Source organism: Mesorhizobium sp. M1409 (genome assembly GCF_040317535.1).
In the GTDB taxonomy this organism is placed as follows: Bacteria; Pseudomonadota; Alphaproteobacteria; order Rhizobiales; family Rhizobiaceae; genus Mesorhizobium.
In genome coordinates this window covers 142,739-155,028 of the sequence record NZ_JAMYKV010000008.1, presented here as the reverse complement: position 1 = coordinate 155,028, position 12,290 = coordinate 142,739, and the positions used below count along the sequence as shown (strand labels likewise).

Genomic DNA, 12,290 nt, shown 5'->3' with positions numbered 1-12,290 from the left:
AATGGACGAGAATTCTTCCGCCCGCCTCAAGCGCCGGCTGTTGGCTATCATCTATCGCATCGGCCTGTTCCTGGCGATGCTGACCATCTGCCTGCCTGGCATGTGGATCGTCCTCTCGTCGCTGCGGCCGGCGGTCGAGATCATGGCCAAGCCACCAGTGTGGATCCCGCGGGAGATTTCATTCGATGCCTATGTCGCGATGTTCTCGGGCATCGGCAAGGGCGGCATCCCTGTTATCGAATATTTCCGCAACTCGCTGATCATCTCGGTGACCTCGACCATCATAGCGGTCGCCATCGGCATGGCCGGCGGCTATGCCTTCGCGCGCTACCGCTTCCGCGGCAAGTCGAGCGTCTTCCTCGGCCTGATGCTGACCCGCACGGTCCCCGGCATCGCGCTGTCGCTGCCGCTGTTCTTCCTCTATGTGCGGCTTGGCATCATCGACACGCATTTCGGGCTGATCCTAGCCTATGTCGCGCTCAACGTGCCGTTCACCATCTGGCTGATCGACGGTTTCTTCCGCCAGGTGCCTAAGGACCTCGCGGAGGCGGCACAGATCGATGGCTGTACGCGCTGGCAAGCCTTCTGGCAGGTCGAATTCCCGCTCGCCGGACCGGGCATCGCGTCGGCCGCGATCTTCGCCTTCCTGACCTGCTGGAACGAGTTCGCGCTGGCCTCGCAGCTGACCCGCTCGGTAAGCGCCAAGACGCTGCCAGTCGGCCTGCTCGATTACACCGCCGAGTTCACCATCGACTGGCGCGGCATGTGCGCGCTGGCCGTGGTGATGATCATTCCGGCGCTCACCCTCACCTACATCGTCCAGAAACACCTTGTCGGCGGCCTGACCTCCGGCGCGGTGAAAGGCTGATCCAATGGCAACCGTTACCCTCACCAAGCTGACCAAGCGCTACGGCAATATCGGGATCGTGCACGGCATCGATCTCGATATCGCCGACCGCGAATTCATCGCGCTGGTCGGCCCATCCGGCTGCGGCAAATCGACGACGCTGCGCATGATCGCCGGACTGGAGGAGATCAGCGCCGGCTCGATCGAGATCGGCGGGCGCGTCGTCAACGATCTGCCGCCGCGCTCGCGCAACATCTCGATGGTGTTCCAGTCCTACGCGCTCTATCCCCACATGACGGTGCGCGAGAATCTCGGTTTCTCCCTGAAGATCGCGAATGCGGCCAAGGAAGACATGGAGCGCCGCGTCGCCGAGGCCTCTGCCATCCTCGGCCTCGACACGCTGCTCGACCGACGCCCGTCGCAACTGTCCGGTGGCCAGCGCCAGCGCGTCGCCATGGGCCGCGCCATTGTGCGCGACCCCGATGTGTTCCTGTTCGATGAGCCGCTTTCCAACCTCGACGCCAAATTGCGCACGCAGATGCGCACCGAGATCAAGAAGCTGCATGCCAAGGTGCGGTCGACGGTGATCTACGTCACCCACGACCAAGTCGAGGCAATGACGCTTGCCGACCGCATCGTCATCATGCGCGACGGCCATATCGAACAGGTCGGCACGCCCGACGAAGTGTTCCGGCGCCCGGCGACGCGCTTTGTCGCCGGCTTCATCGGCTCGCCGCCGATGAACCTGCACGAGGCGACGATCGATGACGGCCAGATGGTTTTCGCCAGCGGCGAAAAGCTCCCGCTACCCGGCCAGTTCAAGGCCAATGTCGCGGCCGGCGACAGGGTCGTGTTCGGATTGCGGCCGGACGACATCTATCCGACCGGACACGGCATCAGCTCCGGGGGTGCGGCCGACGTCCATCAGATCGAACTGCCGATCACGGTCACCGAACCGCTCGGCAACGAGACGCTGGTGTTCGTCGAATTCAACGGCACCGACTGGGTTTCGCGCATGCTGAACCCGAGGCCATTGAGGCCGGGCGAGCGGGTGGCCATGAGCCTCGACATGTCGCAGGCGCATCTGTTTGCCGCCGAGACCGGAAAGACATTGCGGAGCTGATCGGCATGGCCAAGATCGAGAGAGTCGAACTGCGAATGGTGGACCTTGTGCCCAAGGTCAAGCGCACCGACGCCATCCAGAGCTTCGTCAGCCAGGAAACGCCGATCGTCACGATCACCGATTCCGACGGCGCGGTCGGCACCGGCTACAGCTACACGATCGGCACCGGCGGCTCGTCGGTGATGCGGCTCCTCTCCGACCATCTGGTGCCACGCCTGATCGGCCGCGACCCCGACATGATCGAGGCGATCTGGCACGATCTCGAATTCGCCACCCATGCCACCACCATCGGGGCGATCACGGCCATCGCCATCGCGGCGATCGATACCGCTCTGTGGGATCTGCGGGCCAAGAAACAGAACCTGCCGCTGTGGAAGCTGGCTGGCGGCGCCAAGGACCGCTGCCCACTCTACACGACCGAAGGCGGGTGGCTGCACATCGAGACGCAGGCGCTGGTCGACGACGCGCTGGCCGCCAAGGCCAAGGGATTTCGCGGCTCGAAAGTGAAGATCGGCAGGCCGCACGGTTCGGAGGATCTTGCCCGCCTGTCGGCGGTGCGCAAGGCGGTCGGCGATGGCTACGAGATCATGACCGACGCCAATCAGGGTTTCTCGGTCGACGAGGCGATCCGGCGAGCGGCGAGGCTGCGCGAACTCGACCTCGCCTGGATCGAGGAGCCGCTGCCGGCCGACGACATTGATGGGCATGTGCGGCTGTCGAACTCGACGCCGACGCCGATCGCCATCGGAGAGTCGCTCTATTCCATCCGCCATTTCCGCGAATATATGCAGAAAGGCGCCTGTTCGATCGTGCAGGTCGATGTCGGCCGCATCGGCGGCATCACGCCCTGGCTCAAGATTGCCCATGCGGCGGAGGCCTTCGACATTCCGGTCTGTCCGCATTTCCTGATGGAACTGCATGTCAGCCTGACCTGCGCTGTTCAGAACGGCAGATATGTCGAGTACATTCCGCAGCTCGACCAATTGACCGGCAAGCACATGCGCATCGAAGATGGCCAGGCGCTGGCGCCGGACGAACCGGGCATCGGCATCGACTGGGACTGGGACGCGGTCAAGGCCATGAGCATCGCCGAATTCACCACGGCGATCACGAAATAGGAGACGGGCATGCAGCGGATGGGGATGGTTCTGGGGCTGAGGCCGGAAAAAGTCGAGGAGTATGTCCGCCTGCACGCCGCCGTCTGGCCCGAGGTGCTGACCATGATCTCGGCCTGCAACATCAAGAACTATTCGATCTACCTGAGGCGGCCGGAGAACCTGCTGTTCAGCACCTTCGAGTATCATGGCACCGACTACGCCGCCGACATGGCCAAGATGGCTGCCGACCCCAGGACACAAGAATGGTGGGCGGTCTGCATGCCTTGCCAGGAACCGCTGGCGACGCGCAAGGAAGGCGAATGGTGGGCTGAGATGGACGAGGTCTTCCATCATGACTGAAAGCGGTTTCGACCCTGCCTCGCTCGTCCAATCCTGGCCCAAGCCCTCGAAGCCCCGGCCGATCGTCACTTTCGGCGCCGGGTCGATCGTCGGTGACGCGCATTTCCCCGCCTACCGTAAAGCCGGCTTCCCGGTCGCCGGGCTTTACGATCCCGATCACGCCAAGGCGGAAAAACTTGCCAGCCAATGGGGCGTGACGGCCTTTCGCACACTTGAGGAAGCGGCCGCCGTCGAGGGTGCGATCTTCGACCTCGCGACGCCGCCCACCCGCCATGCCGATGTGCTGAAAGCATTACCTGACGGCACTGTCGCGCTGATCCAGAAACCGATGGGCGGCAACCTTGCCGAGGCAACCGCAATCCTCGAGATCTGCCGCTCCAAGAAGCTGCAGGCCGCAGTGAATTTCCAGGGGCGCTTCGCACCGATGATGCTGGCGCTGAAGGATGCCATCGCCAAGGGCTGGCTCGGCGAGATCGTCGACTTCGATGCCTGGCTGGCGCTGGCGACACCGTGGGAGCTGTGGGAGTTCCTGCTCAAGGCACCGCGCGTCGAGATCGCCATGCACTCGATCCACTATCTCGACCTGATCCGGCAACTGCTCGGCGACCCGCGCGGCGTGCACGCCAAGACGCTCGGCCACCCCAACCATGCGGTGGCGCAGACGCGCACCAGCGCCATTCTCGACTATGGCGACACCGTGCGCTGCGCGCTGTCGATCAACCACGATCACAAGTTCGGTCGCCGGCACCAAGCCTCCGAGTTCCGCATCTGCGGCACCGAGGGCGCGGCCTATCTCAAGCTTGGCCTCAACCTCGACTATCCGCGCGGCGAACCGGAAGTGCTGGAGATCTACCCGAAAGGCGGAACGGATTGGGTCGCGGTGCCATTGGCCGGAGCATGGTTCCCCGACGCCTTCGTCGGCCGCATGGCCAACGTCCAGCGCTATGCAGCGGGCGAGGACGCAACGCTGATCAGCCCGGTCGAGGATGCCTGGAGCACGATGGCGCTGGTCGAGGCCGCGTATCAGTCGAATGCGGCACCGGCGACGCCGATCGCGGAAAGGCCCTGATGGAACAGATCCAGTATTTCGAGGACTATGAGATCGGCTCGTCCCGCCTTACCAGCGGCCGCACCATCACCGAGACTGACTTTGTCGTGCATGCCGGCCACACCGGCGATTTCTTCCCGCACCACATGGACGCGGAGTTCATGAAGACGACGCCGTTCGGCCAGCGCATCGCCCACGGCACGCTCGTGTTCTCGGTCGGCATCGGGCTGACGGCAACCATCGTCAACCCTGTCGCCTTTTCATACGGCTATGACCGGCTGCGCTTCATCAAGCCGGTGTTCATCGGCGACACGATCCGCACGCGCACCACCATCGCGGCCAAGGAAGATGATCCGAAGCGGCCAGATTCAGGACGGGTGATCGAGCGCTGCGAGGTGATCAACCAGCGCGGCGAAGTGGTGCTCGCCGCCGACCACATCTACATCGTCGAACGCAGGCCCGCGCGGGACTGAGACTCTCGAATCAAGCCAGAGCACCAGATCCAGATCGCTGCATTCGTGCCAGACCTCGATCCGAGCGCGCCGGAACTCGCTGAAGCGCGCGGCACCTCGTTCCAAAGCGGCTTCGCAACGGAGCCGATAACGGCCACCGCGCGCCGCATGTCAGGCCAACAGTTTCATGAAATTGCGCTTGCGGCCGAAGCGGGCCTTCACATCAGCCAGATACGCGGCATGTTCGGACGCGCCGCGCAGACCGGCCATACGGCCGATCAGGGCTGCCGCTTCGGCATAGGCGCCGTTGCCGCCAAACTGGGCCAGTTGGTTGACGCGTTCCGCATAAGTCTTCAGTGCCTCGCGCGGATGCGTGGCTTCACTCACCTGCGCGAGCTTTTCCTTCAGCCCCTCGGAAGCACCATGCGCGCGCGTGTTCGCCCACGCTAGGTCAAACTGCTTCTCCTCAATCAGGATGGTGATGAGCAGATCGGCCGGATAGTGCCAAGCGGATGGCTTCTCGCTCGCCAGTCTGGATTGGAGGCGCTCGATTGCTCGATCGCGCGCCTCCCCGCCAGCCGAACTGCACAGCCGTTGATACAGTCCGAGGCTCGGCGCCTTCTCGAATGCGCGCCACAGATGCGCTTCAGCGTCCGCATCGCGACCGGCTGCGGTCAGCAGGTCGACTGCAAAGAAAACGAGCCGCTCGTCAGGTCGGTCATCCTCGAACATCCACAGGCCATCCTCGGCCCAGCGCAAAGCCTCTTCCGCACGACCTTGCGAGAGGCAGAATTCGGCGATCTGCAGATAACTTGGCTGTGAGGACAAATGCTTGGCGCGAAGCGCGATGCGCGCCTCGACGTCACCGTCGCGTTCAGCAAAGAAGTCGAGGATTTCCCGCAGCCTGAAATGGTCGCCGGACAGTACGTGACTTATCCGATTCTTGCCGGCGGTCGCGGGCAGTTCATTCCAGGCCTCGGTGGCAAGGCGGCGGTATTCGGCCAATCCTTCCTCGCCGAGGATATCGCCATAGCGCCCAGCCGCGCCAGCAAAGGTGTCGTAGTCACCGTTCATCTCGCGTGCGAACAGGTCACGCGCCAGGGACAAGGGTTCGCAAGTCGCCTCCAAGGCAGCGTTGCAGTGAATTTCGCATGCCCGGTCGAGAAGTGGGGCGCAACGGCCGTCGGAATCGTCCATGTCCTCAATGGCGCCCTCGATCCGATCGATGGCTCGCATTGCGAGCCGCATAACGATACCCGCATGCTTGCTCGAGACCGAGGCGATCACATCGAGCGCCTCGTCCACGCCTTGGGCCCAGTCGGGCGCCTCGCGGTAATCTATGAAACCCTTCGTGGCGGTTGCTTCGTCGATCATCTTGCCGAGGCGCGCCTCGATGGTCGCCTCGTCGCCGTCTTGTGTAGCCAGCGTGGTCATTTCCAGCCTACGCAACAGGATAGGATCGCGCTCGACGACATCCATGATCATATCGACAAGCTCCACCTTGTCCTTGCCTTCCAGATGTTCGCGTATACGCGTGAACACATCGATGCTTTGCGCTTCCGTGTCGCCGCCCATCGCATTTGCCGCCAGCGCTGTTGCCACCAAATGCTTGCAATAGCCCCAATCCCCGAAGGCGCGGCAGGAACACGTGCCGTCGACCGACTCTGCACGCCCCATCAGCTCAACGCGATAGTCCTCCGTGCCGGCAACCTGCGCCAGCACGCGCTTCGGCTCGACGGTCAGCAGTTGCACCAGCCCGTCACGCCAGTAGGCCTCGCCGCGCGAGAATACCTTGCTGCCGACAAGGTCGCGCAGGGCGTCGACATCAAAACGGGGTCGACTGTTCTTGCGGTTCATAGTGGCGGCTGGAGCCTCGAGTCAGCCGAGATGAGACGCAGGGCCTCGTCCAACGCAACGGTCGCATGCAGCCGCCAACATGCTCCGGTGTGCCTGTGCCACATGAGGTCGAACCGGGTCTCGGCGAGATGCTCCTCCACATGGTCGAGCCGGGCGAAGGGAGCGTTGAATTCTTCACCGTCATCCGAACGATAGCGCGCGGAGAAACCGTATTTGCTTCCTCGCACTTGCCGAAAATGTCTAGCGGATGGTCGAGCCGATTCGGCCGGCCGTGGATGAACCGTGGCTTCAGAACATCGGCGATGAAACGCTCGCAGTCGGCGGCGATGGCCAGCTTCTCGCCAGGTGAAAGCTCTTTGACCCACACCCGTCGTGTTTCCAGCTTCGCCATCGCAATCTTTCCGCGCCCTCTGCCGCCAAGAGCGCTGCGGAGCAGCCCTTAGCCATTTGGCTATCGCCGTTCATGATAATCGACCGATGCGGTGAGGCAATCCTTTCGAACGCAAAACGCCTCCGGATTTGCGGGAACCGCCCGATGGCAAGCGCAATATGTCTTCTGCCATTCGGCGGCCGCGGGTCTTTCAGCCGCGACCGCTCACGCCAGCCACTCTTTCACCGCCGGGCGGGCGAGAACCGCGCGCATCCGGTCCTCGGCATCGGCGACGGCCAGTGCCATCGGCGCGCGGGTCGCTCCGCAATCGACGCCAATGACGCGGAAGGCCGCTTTCATGCCCGGCAGGACGCCGGTTTCCAGCAGCACCTCGACGAAGTCCCGCGACACCATCTGCAGCACTTTCGCCCGTGCCAAATCGCCGACGCGGATCGCCTGATCTACTGCTACGTACAGCCGGCCGAGCAGATTGTAGGTGGTGCCGATGCCGCCATCGGTGCCGAGCATGCCGGCGGCGGCATAGATCTCGTCGAAGCCGTAGTAGAACAGCTTTTGCGGCTGCCGCTTGCGCAGCAGCGAATATTTGAACAGGTCGGTGGAGGTGTATTTGATGCCGATGACATTGCGCAGATCGAGCAGCCGGACCAGCAGGTTGAGCGGCAGCGGCCGGCCGGTGCGCAAAGGAATTTCGTAGACGATCAGCGGCAGGTCCGTCGCCGCCGCCAGCGCCTGGTAGTAGCCAAAGATCTCCTCGTCGGAGAATGGATAGGAATGCGGCGGCAGCGCCGACAGTGCGTGATAGCCAAACTTTTGCGCCCGCCGCGCCAGGCGGATGGAATCGCGCAGGTTCGGCATGCCGACATGGGCGATCAGCCTGGTGCCGGTGCCTGCCGCACCGGCGAAGACCACTTCTTGCTGGGCCAGCAATTCATCTACGGTCAGCAGGCCGGATTCGCCGCTGCTGCCGCCGACATAAAGCCCGGTCAGGCCTTGGCGCAGGACATAGTCGGTGATGTTGCGCTGGCGCTGCGGATCGAACTCGCCGGCATCGCTCAGTCCGGTCATCAAGGCGGCATACATGCCCGCCAATTCCTTGGTCATTTGGGGATCCTCGGTCTTTCCAGGAGAGTCATTGGGTGGCCTCGCCTGCATGATGGCAGGCGACGAGATGCTGCCCGGAGATGGGCGAGCCGAAATCGCGCACCTGCGGCTCCATCTTGGTGCAGATGTCGCTCGCCAGGGGACAGCGCGGATGGAAATGGCAGCCGGCCGGCGGCTTTGACGGATCGGGCACGCCGCCGCCCAGCACGATACGCCGGCGTGTGCCGCCGGCTTTGGGGTCCGGCACCGGGATCGCGGACAGCAGCGCTCTTGTATAGGGATGCAGCGGACTGCCGAACACCACTGCCGTGGTGCCGATCTCGACGATCCGGCCCAGATACATCACCGCGACGCGGTCGCTGAGATAGCGGATCATCGACAGGTCATGGCCGATGAACAGATAGGTCAGGCCGAGGCGCGCCTTGAGGTCATCGAGCAGATTGACGATCTGCGCCTGAATGGAGACGTCGAGGGCCGAGATCGGCTCGTCGGCGATGATGAACTTCGGATTAGCCGCCAGCGCGCGGGCAATGCCTACGCGCTGGCGCTGGCCGCCGGAGAGCTCGAACGGGTATCGGTTGCGCAGTATTTCCCGCAAGCCGACCAGCGCCAACAATTCACTGACGCGGGCGTCGCGCGTCACCCGGGTGCCGATCTTCTGCGCGCGCAACCCCTCGCCGATGATGCGCCCGACGGTCATGCGTGGATTGAGCGAGCCGAAAGGGTTCTGGAAAACCATCTGCATATCGCGGCGGCGCTGCTTGAGCTGTTCGCCTGTCGCGCCGGCATAGTCCCTGCCCTCGAAGACGATGCTGCCGACGCTCGGGCGTTCGAGACCCAGCACGGCGCGGCCGGTCGTCGACTTGCCGCAGCCGCTTTCACCGACCAGCGCCAGCGTTTCGCCGCGCAGCACCTCGAAGCTGACGCCATCGACCGCATGCACCGCGCCGACCTGCCGCCTGAGAACACCGCGCCGGATGGGGAAATGCACCTTGAGATCGGAAACGACAAGCAGCGGTTCTTGCCTGGGCGCCGCTGCCGGAGCCGCGCCTGGTGCGGCTGCCGGCGCACGCTGCAATCGCGCCACCTGCCGCCAGCGCCAGCAAGCCGTGGCATGGCCGGCGCTAACCGCTTCCAGCGGCGGCTTCTGTTCGCGGCAGCGCGCCTCGGCATGATCGCAGCGCGGCGCGAAGGCACAGAAGGTCGGCGGCAGCGTGACGTTGGGTGGCGCGCCCTTGATCGGCACCAGCCTGGTGTTTGCCGCCGTCAGCGACGGAATCGAATTCAACAGGCCGATCGTGTAGGGATGCGTCGTCGCCGAAAACAGCTGATCGACCGGCGCGCATTCGACGATCGAGCCCGCATACATCACCGCGACGCGGTCGACGAAGCCGGCGACGAGGCTGAGGTCATGGCTGATCCAGATGATCGCCATGCCGAGCTGTTTTTGCAGGCGCACGACCAGCTCGACGATCTGTGCCTGGATGGTGACATCGAGGGCCGTGGTCGGCTCGTCGGCGATCAGGATCGACGGCTTGCAGACCAGCGCCATGGCGATGCCGATGCGCTGCAATTGCCCGCCGGAGAACTGGTGCGGAAAGGCGCGCATGCGTTGCGGCCCGTTGGCGATGCCGACCAGCGCCAGCATGTCGAGCGCCTGGCGCTCCGCCTCGGCCTCACTCAACCCCTGATGTTCGCGCAACGCCTCGGTCAGTTGCAGGCCGATGGTCAGCACCGGGTTCAGAGACGACATCGGGTCCTGGAAGATCATCGCGATGTCGCGGCCGCGGATCTGGCGCAGCTCGCTGTCGGGCATGGCCAGAAGATCGCGGCCACGAAACAGCGCGCGACCTTGGGTGACGCGGCCGGGCGGCTTGCGGATCAGCCCCATCAGGGTCTGCACGGTGACCGACTTGCCGGAGCCGCTCTCGCCGACGATCGCCAGCGACTCGCCTTCGGCAAGCTCGAAGGAGACGTCGTTGACGGCATAGACGGAATTGCCTTTGGGACCGAACTCGACGCTAAGCCCTTGCACGGAAAGCACGGCTTGCTGTCCGATTCCCTTTGCGGCCCTGTCGACGGCAAGCGTCTCGGCGCCCGTCATTTGGCGCCCCCGCCCATGATGTGCTGCGGGTCGAGCGCGTCACGCAGGCCGTCGCCGACGAAGTTGATGCTGAGCACGGCCATCGCGATCATCGCGCCGGGCGGGATCCACATCCAGGGCTGGCTCTCCAGGATCGACAGTGTGCGGGCATCGCGCAGCATGTTGCCCCAGCTGGCCGCCGGCGCTTGCGCACCGAGGCCGAGGAAGGACAGCGAGGCTTCGAGCAGGATGACGGTGGCGACGTCGAGCGTGATCGCCACCAGGATGGGGCCGAGCACATTGGGCAGGATGTGTTCGAGGATGATGACCGACGGCGAGGTGCCGAGCGAGCGCGCGGCGAGGACGAATTCCTGGTTGCGCAGCGCCAGGATTTCGCCGCGCGTCAGCCGGGCGATGGACGGCCAGCTGAGCAGGCCGATCACCACCATCGTATTGAAGATACTGGGGCCGACCACTGCGACGAAGGCGATGATGATGACGAGGCGGGGGAAGGTCAGCACCATGTCGATCAGGCCCATCAGCAACAGGTCGACCTTGCCGCCGAAATAGCCGGCAACGCAGCCGATGAAGATGCCTATTGCCGCTGAGATCGCGACGGCGACGAAGCCGACCGTCAGCGAGATGCGGCCGCCATAGAGGATGCGAGCAAAGATATCGCGGCCGGTACCGTCGGTGCCCATCCAATGGATGCCGCCCGGCGGCTGGTTGCGGCCGCGCAGGTCGATGTCGTTGGGGCCGTAGTGCGCGATCAGCGGTGCCAGCACGCAGGCGAGCACGATGACGGCAAGCATAATCAGTCCGAGCGTCGCCAGACGGTGGTTGAGGAAACGGCGCGCCGCCTCGGCCCACAGCCCGCGCGAGGTGCCGGAGGCAATCGTCATGTCGGCGGCGGTGACTTCAGTCATAGCTCACCCTGGGGTCGAGCACGCTGTAGGCAAGGTCGGTCGCAAGGTTGGCGAGCATGACGATGACGGCGGTGATAAGCACATAGCCCATGATGACCGGGCTATCCCTGTTGACCACCGCATCGATAAACATCAGGCCGATGCCCGGCCATTGGAAGATGGTCTCGATCACCACCGAGCCGCCGAACAGCGTCGGCAAAGTGAGGCCGAAGACAGTGACCAGCGGGATCAACGCGTTGCGCAGACCGTGGCGCAGCGTGATCGTGCTTGGCCGCAGGCCCTTGGCCTTGGCGGTGCGCATATAGTCCCGGTTCAGCACTTCGAGCATGCCGGCGCGGGCATAGCGCATGAAGATCGCGGCGCGGAACAAGGCGAGTGCTGCCGCCGGCAGGACCAGGTGCCTGAGATTGTCGAGGAGCGAGAAGCTGTCGCCCGCCGTCGAAATGCCCGACGATGGCAGCCAGCGCAATTCAAGCGCAAAGACGTAGACGAGCAGCAGCCCCATGAAGAAATCCGGAATCGAGACGCCGACAAAGCCGCCCAGCGTCAGCGAATAGTCGGTCAGTTTGTATTGCCTGAGCGCCGAGATCACACCCAGCGTGGTGCCGATGAGGAAGGCGACGAGCAGTGCCACACCCATCAGCTCCAGCGTCATCGGCAGGCGCTCGCCGATGATCTCGCCGACGCCGCGACCGTTGACGAAGGAGCGGCCGAGATTGCCGTGCAGTATCTGGCCGATCCAGTTGAGGTATTGGATGTAGAGCGGCTGGTCGAGGCCGAGCTCGCCACGTCGCATCGCGATCAGCGCCTCGCTCGATGGCGCCTCCGCCGTGATCATCGCCAGCACGGCATCGCCCGGCATTGCGTGCGCGATAGCGAAGACGATCACGGTGACGCCGAACAGCACCGGGATGCTGAGCAGCAGTTTGCGCAGGAGATAGCTGAGCACCGGCCTCTCCTATTGCTGAAGGCGGCTGTTGAGGCGGTTGGTCATGAGGTTCCAGT

The 12,290-nt window shown here is 64.1% G+C and carries 12 protein-coding genes; 6 read left to right on the top strand and 6 right to left on the bottom strand.

Annotated features, from left to right (window positions below; genetic code table 11):
• Position 1 precedes the first annotated feature (1 nt).
• From NKG99_RS09925 to NKG99_RS09900, 6 genes are read left to right on the top strand one after another with little or no spacing between them, the layout of a single operon-like run.
• Positions 2-868, top strand: a complete 867-nt coding sequence (locus NKG99_RS09925; protein ID WP_352866863.1) for a carbohydrate ABC transporter permease — start codon at positions 2-4, stop codon at positions 866-868.
• Between the two features lie 4 nt (positions 869-872).
• Complete coding sequence (locus tag NKG99_RS09920; RefSeq protein ID WP_352866861.1) at positions 873-1,970, top strand: ABC transporter ATP-binding protein; 1,098 nt, start codon at positions 873-875, stop codon at positions 1,968-1,970.
• A 5-nt stretch (positions 1,971-1,975) separates the two neighbouring features.
• The gene (locus NKG99_RS09915) at positions 1,976-3,088 is read left to right on the top strand and encodes a mandelate racemase/muconate lactonizing enzyme family protein (protein ID WP_352866858.1); all 1,113 of its coding nucleotides are present in this window, start codon (positions 1,976-1,978) and stop codon (positions 3,086-3,088) included.
• Positions 3,089-3,097: 9 nt separating this feature from the next.
• Positions 3,098-3,427, top strand: a complete 330-nt coding sequence (locus NKG99_RS09910) for an L-rhamnose mutarotase (RefSeq protein ID WP_352866856.1) — start codon at positions 3,098-3,100, stop codon at positions 3,425-3,427.
• Entirely contained in the window at positions 3,420-4,496 is a 1,077-nt protein-coding gene (locus NKG99_RS09905) for a Gfo/Idh/MocA family protein (RefSeq protein WP_352866855.1), read from the top strand. The genes NKG99_RS09910 and NKG99_RS09905 overlap by 8 nt, the downstream gene beginning before the upstream one ends.
• Entirely contained in the window at positions 4,493-4,948 is a 456-nt protein-coding gene (locus NKG99_RS09900) for a MaoC/PaaZ C-terminal domain-containing protein (protein ID WP_352866911.1), read from the top strand. Before NKG99_RS09905 ends, NKG99_RS09900 begins: the two co-directional genes overlap by 4 nt.
• A 150-nt stretch (positions 4,949-5,098) precedes the next feature.
• Here the strand turns inward: NKG99_RS09900 and NKG99_RS09895 are convergent, their stop codons facing one another.
• The 6 genes from NKG99_RS09895 to NKG99_RS09875 all read right to left on the bottom strand — a co-directional run bounded on the left by NKG99_RS09895 (position 5,099) and on the right by NKG99_RS09875 (position 12,234).
• Complete coding sequence (locus NKG99_RS09895) at positions 5,099-6,784, bottom strand: SWIM zinc finger family protein (protein ID WP_352866853.1); 1,686 nt, start codon at positions 6,782-6,784, stop codon at positions 5,099-5,101.
• On the bottom strand, positions 6,781-7,149 hold the full coding sequence (locus tag NKG99_RS35940) for a DUF3024 domain-containing protein (RefSeq protein ID WP_502913072.1): 369 nt from the start codon (positions 7,147-7,149) through the stop codon (positions 6,781-6,783). The genes NKG99_RS09895 and NKG99_RS35940 overlap by 4 nt, the downstream gene beginning before the upstream one ends.
• Positions 7,150-7,379: 230 nt before the next feature.
• Positions 7,380-8,276: a dihydrodipicolinate synthase family protein gene (locus NKG99_RS09890; protein ID WP_352866851.1), complete on the bottom strand. Its 897-nt coding sequence runs from the start codon at positions 8,274-8,276 to the stop codon at positions 7,380-7,382.
• 28 nt (positions 8,277-8,304) lie between these two features.
• Positions 8,305-10,380, bottom strand: coding sequence for a dipeptide ABC transporter ATP-binding protein (locus NKG99_RS09885; protein WP_352866849.1), 2,076 nt, complete (start codon positions 10,378-10,380; stop codon positions 8,305-8,307).
• Entirely contained in the window at positions 10,377-11,285 is a 909-nt protein-coding gene (gene opp4C / locus NKG99_RS09880; RefSeq protein ID WP_352866846.1) for an oligopeptide ABC transporter permease, read from the bottom strand. Before opp4C ends, NKG99_RS09885 begins: the two co-directional genes overlap by 4 nt.
• A complete protein-coding gene (locus tag NKG99_RS09875) occupies positions 11,278-12,234 on the bottom strand; it encodes an ABC transporter permease (RefSeq protein WP_352866843.1) in 957 nt (318 codons plus the stop codon). Before NKG99_RS09875 ends, opp4C begins: the two co-directional genes overlap by 8 nt.
• Positions 12,235-12,290: the final 56 nt, after the last annotated feature.

Coding starts and splice junctions, on each gene's coding strand:
- NKG99_RS09905 (WP_352866855.1), top strand. CDS start 3,420: ATGACTGAAAGCGGTTTCGACCCTGCCTCGCTCGTCCAATCCTGGCCC.
- NKG99_RS09915 (WP_352866858.1), top strand. CDS start 1,976: ATGGCCAAGATCGAGAGAGTCGAACTGCGAATGGTGGACCTTGTGCCC.
- NKG99_RS09885 (WP_352866849.1), bottom strand. CDS start 10,380: ATGACGGGCGCCGAGACGCTTGCCGTCGACAGGGCCGCAAAGGGAATC.
- NKG99_RS09920 (WP_352866861.1), top strand. CDS start 873: ATGGCAACCGTTACCCTCACCAAGCTGACCAAGCGCTACGGCAATATC.
- NKG99_RS09895 (WP_352866853.1), bottom strand. CDS start 6,784: ATGAACCGCAAGAACAGTCGACCCCGTTTTGATGTCGACGCCCTGCGC.
- NKG99_RS09890 (WP_352866851.1), bottom strand. CDS start 8,276: ATGACCAAGGAATTGGCGGGCATGTATGCCGCCTTGATGACCGGACTG.
- NKG99_RS09925 (WP_352866863.1), top strand. CDS start 2: ATGGACGAGAATTCTTCCGCCCGCCTCAAGCGCCGGCTGTTGGCTATC.
- NKG99_RS09910 (WP_352866856.1), top strand. CDS start 3,098: ATGCAGCGGATGGGGATGGTTCTGGGGCTGAGGCCGGAAAAAGTCGAG.
- opp4C (WP_352866846.1), bottom strand. CDS start 11,285: ATGACTGAAGTCACCGCCGCCGACATGACGATTGCCTCCGGCACCTCG.